Genomic DNA, 20,432 nt, shown 5'->3' with positions numbered 1-20,432 from the left:
ACCGAAAAGACGTTTCGGCCCGAGCGCGAAGAGTCGACGATGGCAGACGTCGTCACGTGCTTCGTCCGGGAGCGGGGGGAGATCCTCCTCACGCGCCGCAGCGACGCGGTCGGGACGTACCAGGGACGCTGGGCCGGTATCTCGGGCTACGTGGAAGGCGATCCCGCAGACGCCGAACGGGACGCGCGCCGTGAACTCCGCGAAGAGGTCGCCTTGACCGACGCGGATCTCGAACTCGTCCGCGCGGGCGACCCGCTCTCCATCGACGATGCTGAGGGGTCGTTCACGGTGCATCCGTTCCTCTTCGAGACCGGGACACGGTCAGTGACGACGAACGAGGAACTCGCCGCAATCGAGTGGGTCGACCCGACCGAGATCCGCCACCGGGAGACCGTCCCGCGCCTGTGGGCGACGTGGCGGCGCGTCGCGCCCACGGTCGAGACCGTTCGCGAGGATCGGACCCACGGGTCGGCGTGGATCGCCGCCCGGGCGCTGGAAGTCCTCCGGGACGCCGCCGTCGACGCCGACGAGTGGGACGACGTCGCGGAGACCGCGCGGAACCTCCGCGACGCCCGGCCGGGGATGGCGGCCGTCGAGAATCGAGTGAACCGCGTGCTCGCGGAGGTCGTGTCGGCGACGGACGCGGACCCCGACTCCGCGTCCGACGCAGCGACGCCGGACCCCGACGCTGTCGTCGATCGAGCGATCGACGCCCTCGCCGCCGCCTTCGAGGCGGATACCGAAGCCGCCGAGACGGCCGCAGCGCGTCTCCGCGACGCCGACGCGACGGTGGTGGCGACGCTCTCGCGGTCGGGAACGGTCCAGGAGGCGATCGCATCGCTTGCGAGCGAGGGGGACGCGACCGCTGATAGCGGCGACACCCGATCGGGGCTCTCAGCACTCGTCGTCGCCGAATCCCGACCGGAACGCGAGGGCGTCGGCGTCGCGGAGTGGGCCGCGCGGGCGACGGACGCGAGCGTGACGCTGACGACGGAGGCCGCCCTGCCGTCGGCGCTTGCGACCCACGAGGTCGACGCCGTCCTCGTCGGCGCCGACGCAGTGCTCCCGACCGGCGACGTGGTCAACAAGACCGGGACGCGGGTGCTCGTGCTTGCGGCACGAGAGATCGGGATCCCGGTGTACGTCGTCGCCGCGGCGGACAAAATCCGGGCGGCGGAGGGAGAAACGAGGGCGAATGATCACGTTTCGGCGGAAACGTCGCCGACGGACGCGGTCTACGACGGCGGCGCCGACGTCGCGGTCCACGCGCCGACGTTCGAGGTGATCCCCGCGGATCTCGTCGACGGTGTCGCCACCGACGCGGGGCTGTTGGACGCAAACGCGGTCCGGGAGGTCGCCGAGCGGCACGCCGAATACGCGGCGTGGGACAAACGATAGTTTGGGTTCCACAGGACAGGGCTTCATTGCGTTGTGCGGGCGCCATAGAAGACTTCCACACCAAACAGAAATCGTACAGAACAGAGGATGCAGTGACCGCCGAGGTGTGTTTCAGTCTGATCACCACGGGGAGTTAGAAACGCCCCAAGGCATTTTGCCGAGGAGAGCCGAAACTGGGTGTGACTGAATCTTCAGACAGGAAAGACGGAGCGACTGCTGAAGGCGAGACGCCCAAAGGCGCACCGGAACCCGAAGAACTCGACAGCCGCGGGGGAGAGGACGTGGAGAGCGAACTTCCACCGGAAGCCCGCGACAAGGAAGAGGATCGCTATCACGACAAGTCCGGTGCAGCGCGCGAGGTGGCGAATCCCGACCAGCATCGCGACGAGGAAGAGTACGATTAGCGGCTCAGGTTGCAGCGGTTCATTTGGAGGCGTTTAGCGGCGTAGCAGATCACGTATTCGACGATCATATCATTTCTTAATTGGAGGAGAGATGCCTTGTTGAACGCAAGACAGCGACGGGGTAGGGTCGATTGTTTGTAGTCTCACGCTGTCAGAGGTGCGTTCTTACAGTCAGAAGATACAGCGGCTGTTACTGACAGCGGTTGCCGAAGGGTCAAAACTATGGTATCTTGCTTCGTTGTTTCGGTGACGACGGCGATGCCTCTCCCGGATACGTCCGGAGAAGGGGAGCAGGCGGCGAGCCCTAACTCGCCGCCTGCGTTAGGTTATGGACGATGCACTTCCGAGTCAGCTCCCGGAACTGGCCGTGCCAGCTCCGGGAGCGGAGCTTCTCGCCGTCGTCTTCTTTCAACTGCGAGAAGCCCGTCTCACTCATCCAGCGTTGGTTGTAATCCTCGGTCATTCGGGCGTTGTGGGCCTTCTGCAACGGTGTTTGTTCCCTGTGCTTGATCAGTGGTCGCGTTGAGTTCGAGCGACACTCCTCACGGAGTTCGCCCCACGAGTAGTTCGCGTCAGCAGACAATACACGCAGGTCTTCCGCGTTCCGGCGGAAGACCTGCATCCCGATGTGGCCGTCCCACGCCTTCTGTGTCGTGAAATGAACGTCTTTGATCGCTAGCGAGTTCACGTCGATCAAGATGGTTGTCTTCATCGACTGGAACGAGTAGTTCGCACGGTCACGGTAGTGATAGCTGGTCTGATCACGCTGGAAGCCACTTGCATCGATTGCGGCTTCACCACTCCAGCCCGCCTGCTCCGCCGAAGCGCGGAGCAGGCGGCGGAGTTCACGCATCCGATACTCGTCTTCCCACCGGCAGAACGAACTGTAGTGTGGTGCCTCGTTGAGATCAAATACGGCGAGGATACCGGGCATCTCGTTGAGGTAGTCTTCAGTCTCACGAAGACTCTTCTCCAACTCAACGCGGAACAAAATCAACGCAATCTGTGTCCACTTGGCGTACCCGTCCGCGCCGTTCGGCGCGGCGGGTACGTCAGGGTCATCTACGTGCTGTTTGGCAAGATCTCGACACATCCGAGCGAGCCGTCTGAGCGATCCCATATCGCCAGACGGCGTCCAATTCCCGGTTAGCTTGACGGTATTTTCCTGTGAGAGCGTCTGAAACTACAGTCAGCTAGCGGCAAAACAAGGCAAGATACTCTCTCCCGATGGTGACGGATTAACTCAAGACTTGACTAAGGAAGACATATTGAGTGCTTGCTACGCGTTATCTTTAGATCATCTAAAAATACCTTCGCACTATGAGGGTTTGTTTGAAGATGCCTATACAGAACGCATAGGTGAGTCATCTCAATAACGTTCATCTGACCTCCCACGAAAAAATAGGAATCTCTCAGCGGAATCGATTCAATCACTCAAAGTAATTCAAGGTCTTATAAAACCGCTCAAAACCCGGTTTGTAGAAAAAACCAATCACCTGACAGACCAAGTAACAGGTGATGTTAGAGCGAATAAAGACATCGAGCAAAGAAGCGTTTCCGGAACCAGGTCAAGGTGCGTATTCACCTGGGAGAGGTGCGGACCGATGACGGAAGACGTGATTGAAGAGTTTCTGAATAACCTCGCCGGTAAGGTAACCGCTGCAACCCTTCGATCGTACAAGGTGTCGATCAAACAGTTTGTGAGTTACTGCGACGAGCACGGGATAGACATCGCTAACCAAACGACGCAACCCGCTGCTAAGCACCTTATCAAGCAATTAGAATCGCAGAGCCCGAGTACGGTACGCGGGGAGCTATCCTCAATCGCTGTTTTCCTTGCGTATCACTGGGGCAAGCGCCCCGACATCGTCCGCGCTCGAATCCGGACCGCTATGACCGACCACGTACGCACACACGACAATATTTCACTCGAAGTCTTCGATGAGTCAACTGTTGACGATCCTATGCGTGACAGCATACAAACCCTCTTATCGTATTTACGGCAGTCCGAGTTCGGAACGCGCGCCCACTTAGTGTTCGAATTGATCGCCACCGAAGGCCTTCGAGTGAGCAGAGTCAGGAGACTCAACACTGAAGATCTAGACTCGTCATTGGATACACTCACACTACCGAGCGCTGACAAACTTAGTGAGGCTGAGCCCAGAGAAGTGAAGCTCAGTCAACCGGCACGAGATGCGCTAGAGACGTACCTCAGATACACGCGGGTTGAGAGCGTTGATGAGAATCCTGAACCCCTCATTACAACTCCCGCTGGTCGGGCTAGTCTGTCCACGATCCGCCGAGATATTCGGCGGACGAGCCAGTCCGTGCTCAACGGTCAAAATAAGTTTGGTGATGAGGATCCTGAGAATACACAGGATTCACAGGTAGAGTTGCCTTGTTTTGCCGCTAGCTGACTGTAGTTTCAGACGCTCTCACAGGAAAATACCGTCAAGCTAACCGGGAATTGGACGCCGTCTGGCGATATGGGATCGCTCAGACGGCTCGCTCGGATGTGTCGAGATCTTGCCAAACAGCACGTAGATGACCCTGACGTACCCGCCGCGCCGAACGGCGCGGACGGGTACGCCAAGTGGACACAGATTGCGTTGATTTTGTTCCGCGTTGAGTTGGAGAAGAGTCTTCGTGAGACTGAAGACTACCTCAACGAGATGCCCGGTATCCTCGCCGTATTTGATCTCAACGAGGCACCACACTACAGTTCGTTCTGCCGGTGGGAAGACGAGTATCGGATGCGTGAACTCCGCCGCCTGCTCCGCGCTTCGGCGGAGCAGGCGGGCTGGAGTGGTGAAGCCGCAATCGATGCAAGTGGCTTCCAGCGTGATCAGACCAGCTATCACTACCGTGACCGTGCGAACTACTCGTTCCAGTCGATGAAGACAACCATCTTGATCGACGTGAACTCGCTAGCGATCAAAGACGTTCATTTCACGACACAGAAGGCGTGGGACGGCCACATCGGGATGCAGGTCTTCCGCCGGAACGCGGAAGACCTGCGTGTATTGTCTGCTGACGCGAACTACTCGTGGGGCGAACTCCGTGAGGAGTGTCGCTCGAACTCAACGCGACCACTGATCAAGCACAGGGAACAAACACCGTTGCAGAAGGCCCACAACGCCCGAATGACCGAGGATTACAACCAACGCTGGATGAGTGAGACGGGCTTCTCGCAGTTGAAAGAAGACGACGGCGAGAAGCTCCGCTCCCGGAGCTGGCACGGCCAGTTCCGGGAGCTGACTCGGAAGTGCATCGTCCATAACCTAACGCAGGCGGCGAGTTAGGGCTCGCCGCCTGCTCCCCTTCTCCGGACGTATCCGGGAGAGGCATCGCCGTCGTCACCGAAACAACGAAGCAAGATACCATAGTTTTGACCCTTCGGCAACCGCTGTCAGTAACAGCCGCTGTATCTTCTGACTGTAAGAACGCACCTCTGACAGCGTGAGACTACAAACAATCGACCCTACCCCGTCGCTGTCTTGCGTTCAACAAGGCATGAAGAGTTCAATGATGAGGCGGATCGATTGTCGTTCATTTTCGGGTTCACGATTTTACTTTACAGCTCCTACGATTGGGTCCCAGTTTACTTGCGGAAAGAAATTAAAAGAGTTAGAAGAAAAATCGAAATAACCGAAGAAGTGACTGAAGATGAACTATACACTTTTTCTGAAGAAGAATCTGGAGCAGTCTATCTCATTCTTGATCTGGCGACAGCAGTTTCTTCCATTCTGATATCGAGAAAGCAAGGGACGGATCAAGGGTATCAAGAAGCCATAGAGATATTGTCTAAATCACAATATATTGAAGGTGCAGATCAAGTATTTGATCAAGAAACTCCGTTCAGTTACTTTCGACAGACCAGACATTTTCTATTGTACTATTCTAAGTGGCAGTTAGGTCAGGATGATGCGTATCAGCATATAGAAGTCTTAGCGGAGGAACAGGAGATCGATGGGTTCCCTCAGGAAGCAATCGCCTCTATGTTAACTCGGACTACAAGGTTTTGGAGCAAGGTCTCTTTAGGTTCGTTGTTCATCGACTCGCTCGATCGCTTCAGTCGAAGACTATTGAATCAACAGAGTACTGAATCCCCTGTGAAGGAAGCCGTCAATCGAGACTTTGCGAAGTTTGGTCCGATCTTGCTGGGGTCACTACTTGATGTCAGAAGAAAGCTGTTGGAAAGAGATTTAGCACTTTACAGTTATATTATCAGCATTAGCAAAATATTGGAAGAACACGATACACGGATTTCGATGACTTTTGATACACCCAGAGGAAAAATGGAACAATCCGTTCCTGCGGTTGGAATTTGGCTTTATTTCACTATTAGTGTTGCTCGCTTACTTACACCCGGTATGATATCCAAGTACAAATGGAGCGTAGAATACTCAGCTAAAGATCTGGACTAAGAGATATCTTATCTATGTGAGAAAAAATGAATTGTTTGCTGGGTTTTGTTTGTGTGCTGACCTCGGGAGTCAGCGGGGAGGATCATACTGGTCACGAATCGCATCGAATTGGCTGCCACCGTGCGAATAATTGAGGGTTGTTGAGGGGTTTGAATGATTAGCGACTAGCTGTCGGTACGATAGATTCACACCTGCCTCTTCAAGCAGCGTAATGAACGAGTGGCGAAGTGTATAAACGGTCACTCGCTTCCACTCACACCGGTTCTTATCGGTATCTAACCGTTCTTGGGCGGACTCAGATAATTGGGAGGTGCCAATTACATCTTGGATTCCAGCACGCTCAGCAGCAGTCTTGATAATCGTGTTGAGGCTGCTATTCGATGCCAGCCTTGTGCCTGTTTGACTCGGGAAAACAAACTCGCTATCTGATGCCAATGCAAACCCAGGCCGGTGATGCTTGAACCACACATCGAACTCAAAGGAGAGTTGATCACTAATCGGTACATCGTATGGTTTTGAGTTTTTAGGATCGTAGATATGCAGCTGATCCGACTGAACATCCTCCGTTCGGAGGTTACGGATATCTGAGTTGCGAAGGCCCGTCTCGACCCCGACAATAGCCATCAATCTGTTCCGATAGCTCTCAAAGGAGTCGAATAACCGCCTTATCTCCTCTTTCGACAAAGCTTCGCGTTCAATCGGCTGGGGGACATTATACTGATTGAGATCGATCTCTCGAAACTGAATTGGGTCGAGTCGTAACTCTTCGCCAGCGTCTGTACGCAAACGGATATAGCGATATAATTCAGCGATCGTAGAAACCTTGCTACTAATCGTACTCTGACGATTACCGGAGCGAACACAGTCCTCCACAAATTCTATTACGTCTGGGAATTCTGCGGTGAGTACTGTCTTGTCGTTGTTATGGAGGAATTCGACATACTCTGTTAAGGTCGAATCGTACCTGGAGACTGTCGAAGGTTCGAGCGATACATTCGCATTGACGGATAGATATTCTTGCGCGTAGTCGTCTGGTACCCGCAGTGATTCGCCGGTTGAACCATATGTCATAGATCAGGACCTCCTGTTATCCTCGGTGAGCCCCATCAGATAGTATCGGCCCGGTGCGCTATCGTTAGCCGCTACAAGCCCATAATCCAGTAACGAACTCAAGACGGGTTGAACTCGTGACGTCGGTAAGCCTAGTCGTTCAGCAAGCCCATCCACTCGAAGTCCTGACTCCGCCGACTCTAATTCATTAAGAATTCGTTCTGCTTCCCCCGGTAGATCGTTGCTATCGAATTTAGACGTCCCAGATTGTGTCTGTTGCTGATCCAGATGCGACTCAATCTCGTTCAGTGTATCCAGTACACGGTTTTGTTGAACTTCGATGTCGTTGATCCGGTTCGCCAACTGTTGAGTCATCAAGCCCGAATCTGTCCCGTCAAGCGTTTGTTTGTGATCTTCGATTGCCGCTCGCAGACAGAGACTTACGTTCCCTTGGTAATTCTGCTCAGCCATCTCCTCTAGTACTGCGTCGAGCGACTCAGTTATCGTGAACTTCCGGCGCGTAAACGCTGATTCAGAGTTTGTCTCGCTCATATTCTATTCCTCTCTGACGGTACACTGTTCTGGGCGATCTCTCTCATAGTTTCTGCCCCGTGAGTTGTTCAGCGGGTAAAAGCCGGAATAATTGCTGCCAACTCTCCCAGATTTCACGAACGGCTCCAGCGCTTACAATCTCGTTTTGTCCTCCACTGGTCTCCCGTGGTGCTGGGATCGATTCGTGATCTAAATCTTGTTCAGTGCGTGATTGCCCGAAATAACGAGATAGTTGCCTTTCAATACAGATATGAGCAAATCCTCTCAGGGATTCTTTCTGGGTGTTTGTAGCGATAATTCGACGTCGTAGTAACTGTAACGTGCTCTCTGAGGGAGTTATTATGATGGTGTCGTCGTATCGGTACTGGTCCATTTCCGTTAGGAGATTATCTATTAGCTCTGATTCGCTCGTGATGCCGTCGTATCCGATCTGCTGTGCCCTTGTGTCTGCTAATGTGTCGGAATTTCCGAGTCCTATCTCCCAGTATAGACTGGAAGTGCCTGGTGTAGATGGTGTTCCACTTTCTGTACCTAATACCAGCACTAACCAGCTCTCACGTAGGTTATCGCGTTGGATCCAACTACCACCCATCCTTCTCATCTCCGAGTTGCTCCTCTGGGGCTGGATCAACGAGGACAGTGGATCCCTTGTTTACACATTCTGGACATTGCGGAGGTTTTGAAGTGTCTCCATCCCACTCGATAGCATCCCACGCGACTGAGTTACCACAACCCCTACATTTCCAGTCGAGCGCACCGTACTCATCAGCCAAGTCGGGATGCGAGTGTGCTAATGATGGTGTGAGCTTGGCTTGATCGTGAGCTTCGAGATATTCAACTAGTTTTTCTCTCGGGTATCCGGTGAATCCGGGTAGTAATCCTTTCGGACCGATATCATCAAACTGCCGCTGACCCTTTCCGCAACGTTCACTGTATGAACAGTAATCGCACTCCCAGCTAGACTCCGGTTCTGCTGGTGGGAGCTCGTCATTCAACCGGTATTCTGCGTGATTCTGCGCCCAATTAAGAACAGTCTCTCGCCAAAAGTAGGGATCGAACTCAATCCTGAACGGCTTAATATCAAACGTAGTCCGACTGCCATACAGTATCACTGCCTCAGAAATCGATCGATCGTATTTTTCTGACAGCCCTTTCAGGTAAGCGTGGGTTTGAGCTTTGTGACGCCTGCTCGGTGCATTAGTATTCTCTATCGAGCGCCTGGTCTTGATCTCTGTGAGTAACACAGGCTCTGCGTCTGCTGTAACGATAACCGGGTCAGTTGCACCTTTGATCCGTAGCTCCCCAGCGTCAGTCTCTACAGTATAATCCACCCAGAGTGAATTCGCTACGTATTCTCTCTGTCCTACAACCGCTTCCTGTAGAAATGGAACGATAATTTGTTCTTCAAACTCCGTCCCAAACCAATATATACCAGTTGGATCGCCCGATTCTTCAGGCGCATTCCGTTGCTTATAGACGGTTTTTCGATGGCATTGTAACAGCTTGCTCGGGCTAAGTCGTCTAGGAGGAGTGATCTTCCCGGGTCCGTTGAAGTAGTGGGTTCCCTCCAAGATATTCTGCCGGTATTGCCGCTCCTTGTACCACTTATCAAAGGAATCGGTGGAAATTCGGTCTGAAGGAGGATCTGGTTTACCAGACACGGAGTCCACCGACTCTTCTCGTCGATGAGGGCCGTCGGAATACGCACGCGGGTTTTTCGAGTTGCTCATTAGATCTCCCGACTGCCTGTGGATAGGATCTCTCCCCGAGGAGACTGTGTTCGGGTGATTGATTTTGGTCCGACAGTGCTGTTCCGACGTGAGAATAGACCTTGATTTGGTAGTAGCACGAATCGAATGATGAACTCGGAGGGTATCATCAATCGCCGGTTGAGCCTGATTAAGACTGTCTCCCGCCTAGATCGTGATCTGAAAGCGCGTTGTGAAAGAGTATCTGCGCGACAGGAGACGTGGTTGTTGCTACCATCGCCATAGCCAGGAGGTTCTGGTCAGGTCCGACCTGCTTGCGATCATCGTCATATTTGATCGCACCGAGACTATCTAATTTCGGCAAATGAGTCTGGATTAACGTCGTGTAGGCGTTATGATACGCATCACCTGTAGCGTGGCTTAGCGGGACGTCATCCTCAATTGAGACGACTTCTCGCGCCAGCTGACTCACACTAATGAGGTACTCTGACTCCATCCGTTGTGCCTGCGCCTCATCTATCTGCGTGTCCCTGTTAAACGATGAGAGGGCTCTATAACTAACAAGACCGATGACTAACCGACGTCGTGAGGACCGTAATCCGTGGTGAATCGCTGATAAGGACTGAGCGGTAAACTGTGTCACCTGCGGTGGGATATCCTCCATAGGTCATCACCTCAGCGACCTCCGTGGCCGAAACATCCTCGCTACTCTGGCCAGACCCTCGTTCTTCCTCACCGGGGGGATCCCAAACATCGTCAATACCATTTATACGCCGCATATTAGAACCTTTCTAGGAACTAATTCCTATAAACGAGCTAATTCCTTTCTGACTGCACTGCCCACGTCAAATAGATGGCTGGACCTGGCCGGGACCCAACTGTCTCGGACGCTGAAATCTTGGAAGTCCTTCAGGAAGCTTCTGATCCGGTTCTCACTACTCAAGAGGTTGCTAAGGAGATCGGTCTCGGCAGGCGAGGAACATTTGATCGGCTGAAGAGGCTCTCGGAAGATGGGAAAATCGAAATGAAAAAAGTAGGCGAGACCGCCTCAGTATGGTGGTATCCGAGCAAATAAGGTCACACAACAGCTGAGCTTCCTCTCCTCTAAACCTTAGGTCAGAATCCTTCAGCGACTATTCTACACAAGGCAGACTACTCGGCTCGACGGACTGGGTATCATAGAGCCCGTGTCACGGTGATTTGTTTCACGATTTCACAGCCGAATCAGCCGTAGGAGTCTGCCTGCGTACTGAGTAACACCAAGGGGGAGAGAGGACAGGGGATAGGATAGTCTGTTCCGACTACCCACCCCAAGCATTAACAGTAATGTTTGTGGGTTATTAGGAATCGACAAGGATTATTTGTCCCTGTATTTGTGAACAATCGATAATGAAATGTGAGCGGTGTCAGAAAGACAAAGCAGTTCACAAATACGAAGTCGATGGGTTCACGGGCTATCTCTGTGAGGAATGTGCCGAAGCCTGGGACAAAATCGCTACTGGGTGACTTTTTCCAAGTGAAATGAAGAGGGTTGGGAACGTGTAACATATTGAGGTTCTTCGTGTGTATTACTGTTGAGCACAGTTTCGGAATATGAATCCCGGAGACTGATTAACAAGGGACAGGTACAAACGGACAGTTGGGTATTAATGATATCCGACCAAACACAATGAACAACGGATATCACGATACCCCAGCAACCGGTGGAAAACAGATCCCAGAGAGTTCGATTCGTCGTGCCCCCCTCGTCTGTAGCTCCCTACCCTCGCCTTCCCCCTTCCACTATGAAACCATCTTATCGGGAAAGATTGATACGACAACCGTAGCAACAACTAAATACGAACGGTTGACCGGCACGGCTTCGGATCGTGAAACCGACCCTCAATCGTACATATGCGGGAAATCAACAGAGGTGGTATAGACTGTGAGCAAAGAATGGGAGCCAGAGAACGTGTTCGATGTCCTCGGGAGTGAGGTTGCTCGGCAAATTCTCGCGTTAGCCAGCCTCCGACCCCTGTCAGCTACCGAACTTGCCGAACACTGTGATGTCTCGGAGCCAACGATTTATCGACGGATTCACGCGCTCCAAGAATACGATATGCTGGACGAGCAGAGAGACATCGACGATGGTGGCCACCACTCTAAGCAGTTCAAAACGAATCTCAAGGAGGCACGGTTCCGGGTTGATGACGGGCAGTTCGATATCGATATCCAGCTCAAGAAGGACTATAGTGACAAATTCACGGACTTCTGGACCGATTTGGAGAAGGGAGCAGAAGACATCTCGAAAGATGCGAACGCCAACTCGCCTCATCGTGATGGATCCTCTTCTGATCTCAGTAGTGGGTAACTATGGCTGAACCGCCGGAGTTCTGGAGTTTTCTCGTAGCCAATTCACTCTTGTTCATCGCTGGAGGAGCCTTGACAGCGCTCAGCTATCGAGCCTACCTTCGCGTCCAGGAACACAGCCTCCGTCTCGCTTCAGGAGGCTTCGCGCTCATCACGTTAGGTGGATTGCTCGATATCATATATCAGCTCGGTATTCGTCGAGATTACCATCTTGGCGGACGTGAATCACTCGCACTCCAAACGATTGATAGCCTGCTGATTACCGCGGGACTCGTCGTGATTTTTTATGCGCTCTCTCGATACTGATTGGATACTCCGAAAACGAGTCGAAGGCCACGTTTCGGACTTGGTACCGGTTATCTTCATTTAGCGCCTCCTGTTGCGAGGCTTCTCTGAACCCGGAACTGATAACGGAGATGAGGAAATTCTCAGTGGGTTTTATGTTCCGAGTCAAGTTCAACAAAAATCTCTTAAGATACTCGCTGCTGTTGATTTCAGCTTGAGGACTCTCTTCAGTTTCGCCATTTGTAACTCTCCATCTCCTTCCTTATTGGCGGAACATAATGTCACACGTGGACGATGAAAGGACGAAAACTGGTTACCAGTCTTGCTGTAATAATGCTCTTAGTGGGCGCAACGCCGATGGCCGCGCTTGCACAAGGAGCTTCAAGTCCACAACCGGTACTACTGGATCAAGATACAACCCATATTGCGGATGTCACTGTTGACGGACAACAGTACAGCGTCTACCGGCACGAGAACGTCTTCCCCTGGGCCAGTGGCATCGACATATATACGAATAGTGAGCGGGTCACCTCAGAATCGACTGCTGAATCGGTAATTACAGCACTCGCCCAACGACGTGCCGTTCAAGACCTCGGAGCAGAAGACATCAGTCAACTCCGCACGACATCACAGAACGCCAGCGCGGCAGCAACCAACGTATCCTCAACAGCTACAGCCATCGACGAGACCCTCGTGTACATAGAGCGAATGAAAACCGTCAGCGAAAACGGAACGACGGTCTATAACGCGTCAGTTGAGGCAGCACCCCAGATCTCTGAATTTAATGAAACCGCACGCGAACTGCACCCAGAACTTCGCTCCTTCGACAACGATTCGACTGCGTACCGATCGAATGCGACGGCCCTCATCAATCTACTCGAACAGCGGGAGAACGGAACTAATGTCGATCCCCAGCAACTCTACACCCAGTACGCAGTGACACTCGACGCGAAAAGCGATCTCTCGGATCATCTGGGATATAGCAGTGTCAGTGAACCCCTCTCCGTAATAGCTGGAACGAGTGAAGCAATCGCAATGAACGTGTCGTCAGTTCCCGAACGCGGAAACGAGACGGCGCAACACTTCCGGAGAGTCCATAATGAGTCGGCTGTCGCTGCAAACCAAACCGCAGCACTCCGCATCGACGACTTCGAATTTGATGACGTTCAAGATCGGGCCGAATCACTCGAAGAAGACTGGATGGAAGAGTGGAACTCCCGACAGAGCCCCGCATCAACAGTCTATCAGTCGATAGCAGCTATCGTAGTGATTATAGCTGTAGTGGGTGGATACATCGCCTGGCGTCGCCGCTGATTCCGTTGCCCATCTTTCGACCAAAAGCTGGATGAATCAGGGCGGAAAATATGGCTCACTCGGATTGAGTGAGTTCAGACAACTCTGGTCCACTACCGAAATTCCTGCCAAAACTTCTCAACGTATACTTCCGAACAGTCTACACAGATCTGGTCGAGACACGGCGATTGGGGAGTATCGACGAGATCGCGCAGGATGATCTCCGTGTGGAACTGATCGGAATGTAACCCTTCTATACATTACCCGTCATCCGGGATGAAGGAATTGTGGTAGGACGATACAGTTGTTGAAAGAGACACGTTCCCACAACAAGTAGACCGACAGTACCCATCATCATTCCAAGTATTGGAGCGATAATGAGGAGGAGTCCAGCGAACGTAATGTCAATCAAGCCTATGACCACGGGATAGAGTGCCTGCTGCGCCATCTTGTCTCTGTATAAGTATAGGATCAGCAAAAAACTCCTCAAAGCTCAAACGACCACTATACATACTCATAGACCACGCCGAATGATCTATGAATCCCCTGACTTGAGCGATTTTTACTCTGTGGTAGTACGCTCTTCTGTAGGAGATTGTTGATACCGTTTGTTCGCTCCCCTGGATGACTGAGTTCGGTACGTAGGGGAACTCTATATTGATGACTCAGCTTGCGATCGTCTCGGTGAAACCGCAGGACGGCACTCTATCAACAATGTGCTTCACAAGAGCGGTGGTAGTAAATCTTCTATGCCACCCTCATATGAACAGACTATTTTGCCGTGAGCGTCCGGAAGAACGTGTGTAAGGACCCGGGGAACCAGGGGCCGTACAAATGATTTAAATTCACGTTTAACCATTCGTTTGATTCTTTATCCATCGGTGGTTATGATAAATTGCCAGCAGAAGTCCTGCTGGTCCCCACCACCCGCCCCCCCCGCGGAGGCCCTGGATGGTCCCTTGCCACCCGCCGCCCCATCCCCCAGCCCTCCATTCAGCCTCTCTTCCCTCGTTTCGAGTCTCTCAACCTCCTGTCCGTGCACAGACTGTCGGCACGACCGAGAGCTGCCAGTCAAGATGGACTCTGATCAGCGTCGGCAATGAGAAACGGCCAACTGCCGGGCTGCGAGAAGAGACCTGATTTCCATCAAGTATTCAATAGGACAGTGTCTTGTCTTGAGCGAATCCTATCTGAGTGTGAGAGCCCCCTTGTTGATACCTTGGAGTGGCCCCAATTTCGGAGTCATTCAGGACTCACAACAGTATCACAAGCTAAGCACTCAGCCCAATTGTCAGTTGTCCCATCTGCTGTTTCGTACTCGATAAGCATCCAAGCCCGTGGAATCTCCTCACTACAGTTTGGACATCGTCCCAGACTCGATTGATCACTCGTCATTTTCCAGAGAGGGGATAGGGGGGGGAAGGAAGCGTGTGACACGCTTCCAGTAGTACCTTAATTATACTCATAAGTAAGTGTTCGGCGGAATTCCGGTCTAAACATACTGTACTGAACGATCGTTCCACCTCTGCGGACCGTTCTCCGTTTGTACCACATTCACGCGCTGTATCTTGCACGCGGGTCTGGGCAGAGGAGCGTGCGGAGGTTTCTATAACACACTTCTACCAAGTTACGACCTCAATAAGCGATTGACTTAGTGGCACGCGCGCATCGGATATCCCAGAAGTCGGGACGGCGACGACCCGCGTATAACGTATGGTTGGACTCCAAACTAAGGCGAGCGGGAGAAAGCCCGCTGAATCGATGAATTCGGCGGTACAGATGCTTTACCTGCCGATACCGATGGCTAAGGATCGTGTATGTTCTGGATGGGCCCTGTGGGGTTCGAACCCACGACCACCCGGTTATGAGCCGAGCGCTCTGACCAGACTGAGCTAAGGGCCCGACACTCTACCGTTCCGCGGTCTCCCTTTTAGACGTTGCCGTTTTCCGGATCGCCGCCGCGAATCCGGGATACCGGCCACTCGGGAGTCGACGTCCGGAAGAAACGACGCCGTCGCCAGGGCTCGAACCTGGGACCACCTCGTTAACAGCGAGGTGCTCTACCACCTGAGCTACGACGGCTTAGCCTGCCTGCACACGTTGCTACACCGAGGTAGTATGATAGGGCTTTCGTTTTCACCGCACAGGGACGAGTCGAACCACCGGAGATGCCACCCGGCACCCGTCCCCGACGCATCGACACCCTTTCGCCGGACCCACGCGAAGCCGTGACAACGATGGCCGACGCCGACGAGAGACGCCGCGTGATCGCGCGGATCCGCGAGCGCGTCACACCCGACGCGGAAGAGCGCGCCGCGATGCGGGCCGCAGTCCAGTCGCTCACCGAGCGGATCGAGGCCCAGCTCGCGGACCTGCCGGTCGAGGCGGACGTGATCCAGGTCGGTTCGACCGCCCGCGGGACGTGGCTCGCGGGCGACCGCGACATCGACCTCTTCGTCCGGTTTCCGCCGGATCTCGACCGCGAGACCCTGGAACGCTACGGGCTGGCAGTCGGCAACGCGGTTCTTCCCGACGGTCACGAGGAGTACGCCGAGCACCCCTACGTGGCCGGGAAGTTCGAGGGCTTCGACGTCGATCTGGTGCCCTGCTACGACGTCGACGACGGCGCAGCACTCCAGTCGGCAGTGGACCGGACCCCGCACCACAACGCCTACCTCCGGGATCGGATCGACGACGACCTGGCCGGCGAGGTGCGCGTGTTCAAGGCGTTCCTGAAGGGAATCGGCGCCTACGGAAGCAATCTCCGGACCGAGGGCTTTTCGGGCTATCTCGCCGAACTGCTCGTGCTCGAAACGGGCGGGTTCGAGGCACTCCTCCAGTCGGCCGCAGGCTGGCACCCGCCGGTGACCTTCGACCCCGAGGAGCACGGAACCGAGTCCCACGACGATCCGCTCGTGATGGTCGATCCGACAGACCCCACGCGGAATGTCGCGGCGGTCTGTTCGGCCGCGAACGTGGGCCGACTCCAGCACTACGCCCGCGAGTTCCTCGACACCCCGCGTGAGGAACTGTTCGAGCCGCGGGAGCCCGACCCACTTTCGCCCGCCGACGTTCGAGATCACGTCGAGCGCCGTGCGACCACCCCCGTCGCCGTCGTTTTCGATGCCCCCGACATCGTCGACGATCAGCTGTACCCGCAGCTCCGGAAATCTCTCTCGGGCGTCCGCGACGAACTCGACCGCCGCGGGTTCGGCCCGATCCGCGCGGCGACCTTCGCGGACGACCGCGCCGTGCTGTTCGTCGAACTCACCCACCGGACGCTCCCGGCGATCGAGCGGCACGAGGGCCCGCCCGTCCACGTCAGAGATCACGCCGAGGGATTCTTCGAAGCGTACGCCGACCAGATGAGCGACGAAAGCGAAACGGACGCCACCGAGGCGGAGGACGCAGATGCCGACGAGCGATCCAAAAGCTACGGACCGTTCATCGAAGGCGACCGGTACGTCGTCGAGCGGAAGCGGTCGCATACCGACGCGGTCGAGTTCCTCCGCTCGGAGGAACTCTTCGCAGTCGGACTCGGCGCGCGAGTCGAGACCGCACTGTCGGAGGACTACGAGGTGCTGGCCGGCCGGGGCGTCGCGACGCTGTGCGAGGAGTTCGGCACGGAGCTGGCGAGATACTTCGACCCGCAGCCGTGAGTGCGGGTGTGTCAGAAAAGGACGCGACGACCGGCCCCTGAGAGATTGCTGCCGGGAAGCATCCGCCCGTCGCTCAGCCGCCGATGTCGTGTGCGTCCCGGACGTCCTCGGCGATCTCGACAGTCTTGTCTTCGGGATCGCCGTCGGGCTCCATCGGCTCGCGGCCGTCGAACGTCTCGTGGACGGTCGCGACGCCCTCCGAGAGCGTATCGAGTCCGTAGCCGCCCTCGAGGACGAACGCGAGCGCCGCGCCGACGTCGTCGGTGAGCGAGCGAACCCGATCGGTCAGGAGGGCATAGCCCTCCGTCGACACCCGCATCCGGGAGATCGGGTCGTGCCGGTGGGCGTCGAAGCCGGCGCTGACGATGAACAGGTCCGGATCGTACGCTTCGACGACGGGACGGAGCAGTTCCTCGACGACCAGGAGGTAGTCCTCGTCGCCGGCGCCCGCCGCCAGCGGGACGTTCAGCGTCGTCCCCGCGCTGTCGCCGGTGCCGGTCTCGTCGATCTCGCCCGTACCGGGGTACAGTCCCTTCTCGTGGATCGAGGCGTAAAGGACGTCTTCCTGGTCGTAGAAGATGTCCTGCGTGCCGTTACCGTGGTGGACGTCCCAATCGAAGATGACCGCGCGTTCGACCTCGGCCTCGGGATCGTCCAGGAGCGTCCGGGCGGCGACCGCGGCGTTGTTGACGAAGCAAAAGCCCATCGCGTCGTCCTCGACGGCGTGGTGACCCGGCGGGCGACCGAGCGCGAAGGGCGTTTCACGTCCCTCGGCGCCCTCGACGGCCGCGCGAGCGGCCCACTGTGAGAGCCCCGCCGAGGCGAGTGCGGCGTCCCAGGTATCGGCGGAGGCGACCGTGTCGGGATCCCAGTTGCCGCCGCCGTCCTCGCAGAACTCGTTGATCTCCGCGACGTAGTCGGGGTCGTGGACCGCGACGACGTCCGATTCGTCGACGGGATCAGCCTCGACGTAGGAGACGCCGTGTCGCGATGCCAGCGCCCGCCGGATCGCACGGAGCCGGTCGGCCGTCTCGGGGTGGCGATCGCCCGTGTCGTGTGCGAGGCACGTCTCGCTGTAGCCGAACTGCATCGCTACTCGAAGAGGGTGAAGTACGTCTGGATGTCTTCGGCCTGGATCGTTCGCCGGTCGGCGTGCCGCGCGAGCGTCGCGGCCGCGCTCGCGACGTTGTCGGCGTAGTCCTCGAGGATGTCCGCGAGGGCGATCCGGGCGTCCATCGAGACGCGGTACCGGTCGTCGATCCGGAGGCGGGCGATACGGTCGATCGGAGCGACCGGCAGTTCGAGTTCCCGGCGGCTCACGACCTGCTGGACGTCGAAGTCCTCGGCCATCAGCGTCTTTCGGCCGTCGGCTGCCGCCCGCTCCGCGGCGTCGACGGCGAGCGCCGCGCCGTGTTCCTGGACGCGGCGGGCGAGCTCCTCGGCGGCCCCGGCGCTGACCCGGAGATCGCCGGCTCTCCGTCGGATGATAGTGTCCACGGGGGCGAACGGCAACTCGACACTCATTATTGATATATGGTGTCCGACCGGCGTATAATCCTTTCCGTAGCGTCGTTTGCCGGCCGCAGGGGCGCGCCGGCTCGGAGCAGTCCCGTTACTTCGTCCGTTCGACCTCGTCGGCGTGGATCGTGCCGTCGCGGCGGGGCCCACTGACCGTCACTTTCTCGCCGAGGCGGAGCGACTCGTCGGTCTCGACGCTGCGCGTCTCGCTGCCGTCGTCGAGGACGACCGGGCTGCCGGCCTGGACGACGGTGCCGGTGAAGGTCTCGGATTCGACCGACTCGTCGTCGGGCCGCTCGGTGACGGCGGCAGCCGCACCGCTCCCGGAGGCGCCGTCCGACGCCGAGGGCGGTTCCGGATCGGCCGTCGCGGTGGTCCCGCCGTTGCCCGCGTCACCACCATCGCCAGCATCCCCGCCGTCGCCGAAGGCCCCGAGCCCGGTCGACTGCGCGGCGTCCGTCTCGGTGTCGGCGGCGTCCTCGGGCGTCTCGTCCATCACGCTCACCGTCGACTGCCAGCCGGCGGAGGCCTCCAGGTCGTCCTGCCAGCCGTCCTGGATCTCGGCGTCCGTGACGACGACGTAGTCCGCGAGATCGATGTCGTCGTCGGCCTTCTCCCCCCAGAGGGCGACCCGGATGTCGCCCGTCTCGTCTTTGATCCGGACGTTCCGGACCTGCCCCTCGGAGCCGTCGTCGCGGTCGAACGTTCGCTTGGGGTCGGTCTCGATGACGCCGCCCGCGATGTCGACGGTCTCGCCGAGTTCCAAAGAGTCGATGTCGCGGGTGTCGGGGACGTACTCGATCTCCTCGTCGATCGGTTCGACCGCGCCGCGGTTGCCGACGTGGAGTTCCAGGGTTCCGTCGCGTTCTCTGACGTAGCCGTCGACGACTTCGACCGAGTCGCCGGCCGAGAACTCCGTCGCCAGATCCGCCTTCTCGTCCCAGAGCGTGACGCGGATGCGACCGGTCGGGTCACCGAGCGTCAGGTTCGCGACGCGGCCCTCGGAGCCGTCGTCGCGGTCGAACGTCCGCACGCTGTCCGTGCTGAGGACGCGCCCCTGCAGGTTCACGTCCGAGAGCCCGAGCGCGAGGTCCTCGACCCGGTAGGACTCCCGCATCTCGACGTCGACCTCCGCGTCCGGGGCCGGTTCGACCTTGTCGACGTCGACCTCGACGCCGTTGTACCCCTCTTTCGGCCGGCCGGCCACACGGAGGTTCTGGCCGACTTCGAGCCGTTCGATGGCGTCTTCGGCCATCTCGTCCCACATCGTGATCCGGATTCGGCCGGACTCGTCGGCGACGTCGACGTTGACGACCCGGCCGTCGTCGTCCTCGCCGTCGCGCTCGAAGGTCCGGAGTTCACCGATTTTCGTCACCTTCGCGAGGAACTTCACCTCGTCCATCCCCGGCGCGACGTCGGCGACGCCCTCGACCTCGTCGTCGCGGAGTTCGTGGGCGAGCAGCATCGCCGCCGTCTCCTCGTCGGCGAGCCCCCCCATCTGTTCGACCTTGTCCTCGACGGCCGCCTCGAACTCCTCGAAGTCGACGTCGGTGTCGAGATCCTCGTACACGTCTTCGATCGCACCCATCTACGCGACACCCCCATCGCGTCGACGGTCGGCGGACCCGAAACGGGGGCCCCCAGTGTGTGCGGATACGGCCACAGGCATATCCACAGCCAGGGAAGGCCGCCGCTTAAGGGTTGTCTTGTGGGCGGTGTCGACCTGTCCCGGGACGACGGTCACACCCGGCTTGCTGCCCGGGACGCTCCACCGCGGTCCGTCAGTTC

The 20,432-nt window shown here is 56.8% G+C and carries 19 protein-coding genes and 2 tRNA genes; 10 read left to right on the top strand and 11 right to left on the bottom strand.

Annotated features, from left to right (window positions below; all coding sequences use genetic code 11):
• Positions 1 to 39: 39 nt before the first annotated feature.
• Together RJT37_RS16415 and RJT37_RS16410 are read left to right on the top strand one after the other, a co-directional pair.
• On the top strand, positions 40 to 1,398 hold the full coding sequence (locus RJT37_RS16415) for an eIF2B alpha/beta/delta subunit family protein (RefSeq protein ID WP_313686140.1): 1,359 nt from the start codon (positions 40 to 42) through the stop codon (positions 1,396 to 1,398).
• A 179-nt stretch (positions 1,399 to 1,577) separates the two neighbouring features.
• A complete protein-coding gene (locus RJT37_RS16410; protein ID WP_313686138.1) occupies positions 1,578 to 1,802 on the top strand; it encodes a hypothetical protein in 225 nt (74 codons plus the stop codon).
• A 304-nt stretch (positions 1,803 to 2,106) separates the two neighbouring features.
• Here RJT37_RS16410 and RJT37_RS16405 read toward each other — a convergent pair whose 3' ends face one another.
• Positions 2,107 to 2,922, bottom strand: a complete 816-nt coding sequence (locus RJT37_RS16405; protein WP_313684617.1) for an IS5 family transposase — start codon at positions 2,920 to 2,922, stop codon at positions 2,107 to 2,109.
• Between the two features lie 484 nt (positions 2,923 to 3,406).
• Here RJT37_RS16405 and RJT37_RS16400 point away from each other — a divergent pair, with 484 nt between their 5' ends.
• The 3 genes from RJT37_RS16400 to RJT37_RS16390 all read left to right on the top strand — a co-directional run bounded on the left by RJT37_RS16400 (position 3,407) and on the right by RJT37_RS16390 (position 6,229).
• The gene (locus RJT37_RS16400) at positions 3,407 to 4,219 is read left to right on the top strand and encodes a tyrosine-type recombinase/integrase (RefSeq protein ID WP_313686136.1); all 813 of its coding nucleotides are present in this window, start codon (positions 3,407 to 3,409) and stop codon (positions 4,217 to 4,219) included.
• 69 nt (positions 4,220 to 4,288) lie between these two features.
• Complete coding sequence (locus tag RJT37_RS16395; RefSeq protein WP_313684617.1) at positions 4,289 to 5,104, top strand: IS5 family transposase; 816 nt, start codon at positions 4,289 to 4,291, stop codon at positions 5,102 to 5,104.
• 354 nt (positions 5,105 to 5,458) lie between these two features.
• Positions 5,459 to 6,229, top strand: coding sequence for a hypothetical protein (locus RJT37_RS16390; RefSeq protein WP_313686135.1), 771 nt, complete (start codon positions 5,459 to 5,461; stop codon positions 6,227 to 6,229).
• 69 nt (positions 6,230 to 6,298) lie between these two features.
• Here the strand turns inward: RJT37_RS16390 and RJT37_RS16385 are convergent, their stop codons facing one another.
• The 4 genes from RJT37_RS16385 to RJT37_RS20720 form a co-directional block, all read right to left on the bottom strand.
• Complete coding sequence (locus tag RJT37_RS16385; protein WP_313686133.1) at positions 6,299 to 7,300, bottom strand: tyrosine-type recombinase/integrase; 1,002 nt, start codon at positions 7,298 to 7,300, stop codon at positions 6,299 to 6,301.
• A 3-nt stretch (positions 7,301 to 7,303) separates the two neighbouring features.
• On the bottom strand, positions 7,304 to 7,831 hold the full coding sequence (locus tag RJT37_RS16380; RefSeq protein ID WP_313686131.1) for a helix-turn-helix domain-containing protein: 528 nt from the start codon (positions 7,829 to 7,831) through the stop codon (positions 7,304 to 7,306).
• 581 nt (positions 7,832 to 8,412) lie between these two features.
• On the bottom strand, positions 8,413 to 9,561 hold the full coding sequence (locus RJT37_RS16375; RefSeq protein ID WP_313686130.1) for a CRISPR-associated protein Cas4: 1,149 nt from the start codon (positions 9,559 to 9,561) through the stop codon (positions 8,413 to 8,415).
• 169 nt (positions 9,562 to 9,730) lie between these two features.
• Positions 9,731 to 10,036: a DUF7344 domain-containing protein gene (locus RJT37_RS20720; RefSeq protein WP_425604920.1), complete on the bottom strand. Its 306-nt coding sequence runs from the start codon at positions 10,034 to 10,036 to the stop codon at positions 9,731 to 9,733.
• Positions 10,037 to 10,393: 357 nt separating this feature from the next.
• Between RJT37_RS20720 and RJT37_RS16370 the strand changes: the two genes are divergently transcribed.
• From RJT37_RS16370 to RJT37_RS16355, 4 genes are all read left to right on the top strand, one after another.
• The gene (locus RJT37_RS16370) at positions 10,394 to 10,615 is read left to right on the top strand and encodes a winged helix-turn-helix domain-containing protein (RefSeq protein WP_313686129.1); all 222 of its coding nucleotides are present in this window, start codon (positions 10,394 to 10,396) and stop codon (positions 10,613 to 10,615) included.
• Between the two features lie 849 nt (positions 10,616 to 11,464).
• Positions 11,465 to 11,890 (top strand): ArsR/SmtB family transcription factor, encoded by a 426-nt coding sequence (locus RJT37_RS16365; protein WP_313686128.1) that lies wholly within the window; start codon positions 11,465 to 11,467, stop codon positions 11,888 to 11,890.
• A gap of 2 nt (positions 11,891 to 11,892) precedes the next feature.
• The gene (locus RJT37_RS16360; protein WP_313686126.1) at positions 11,893 to 12,195 is read left to right on the top strand and encodes a DUF7521 family protein; all 303 of its coding nucleotides are present in this window, start codon (positions 11,893 to 11,895) and stop codon (positions 12,193 to 12,195) included.
• 273 nt (positions 12,196 to 12,468) lie between these two features.
• On the top strand, positions 12,469 to 13,488 hold the full coding sequence (locus tag RJT37_RS16355; RefSeq protein WP_313686124.1) for a hypothetical protein: 1,020 nt from the start codon (positions 12,469 to 12,471) through the stop codon (positions 13,486 to 13,488).
• Between the two features lie 1,221 nt (positions 13,489 to 14,709).
• Here the strand turns inward: RJT37_RS16355 and RJT37_RS20805 are convergent.
• The 3 genes from RJT37_RS20805 to RJT37_RS16345 form a co-directional block, all read right to left on the bottom strand.
• Positions 14,710 to 14,796, bottom strand: a complete 87-nt coding sequence (locus tag RJT37_RS20805) for a DUF7837 family putative zinc-binding protein (RefSeq protein WP_486620754.1) — start codon at positions 14,794 to 14,796, stop codon at positions 14,710 to 14,712.
• A gap of 498 nt (positions 14,797 to 15,294) precedes the next feature.
• A tRNA-Ile gene (locus RJT37_RS16350) sits at positions 15,295 to 15,369 on the bottom strand.
• Positions 15,370 to 15,476: 107 nt separating this feature from the next.
• Positions 15,477 to 15,549 (bottom strand) — tRNA-Asn (locus tag RJT37_RS16345).
• A gap of 155 nt (positions 15,550 to 15,704) precedes the next feature.
• Between RJT37_RS16345 and cca the strand changes: the two genes are divergently transcribed.
• Complete coding sequence (gene cca / locus RJT37_RS16340; RefSeq protein WP_313690020.1) at positions 15,705 to 17,126, top strand: CCA tRNA nucleotidyltransferase; 1,422 nt, start codon at positions 15,705 to 15,707, stop codon at positions 17,124 to 17,126.
• Between the two features lie 73 nt (positions 17,127 to 17,199).
• On the opposite strand, the gene RJT37_RS16335 is transcribed toward cca, so the two are convergent.
• From RJT37_RS16335 to RJT37_RS16325, 3 genes are all read right to left on the bottom strand, one after another.
• A complete protein-coding gene (locus RJT37_RS16335) occupies positions 17,200 to 18,216 on the bottom strand; it encodes a histone deacetylase family protein (RefSeq protein WP_313686122.1) in 1,017 nt (338 codons plus the stop codon).
• A gap of 2 nt (positions 18,217 to 18,218) precedes the next feature.
• Entirely contained in the window at positions 18,219 to 18,650 is a 432-nt protein-coding gene (locus RJT37_RS16330; RefSeq protein ID WP_313686120.1) for a histone family protein, read from the bottom strand.
• An 88-nt stretch (positions 18,651 to 18,738) separates the two neighbouring features.
• Complete coding sequence (locus RJT37_RS16325; RefSeq protein ID WP_313686118.1) at positions 18,739 to 20,232, bottom strand: single-stranded DNA binding protein; 1,494 nt, start codon at positions 20,230 to 20,232, stop codon at positions 18,739 to 18,741.
• Between the last annotated feature and the right edge of the window lie 200 nt (positions 20,233 to 20,432).

This window comes from Halobellus marinus, assembly GCF_032113415.1.
GTDB classification, from domain to species: Archaea; Halobacteriota; Halobacteria; order Halobacteriales; family Haloferacaceae; genus Haloquadratum; species Haloquadratum marinus.
This window is presented reverse-complemented; position numbering and strand designations above follow the sequence as displayed.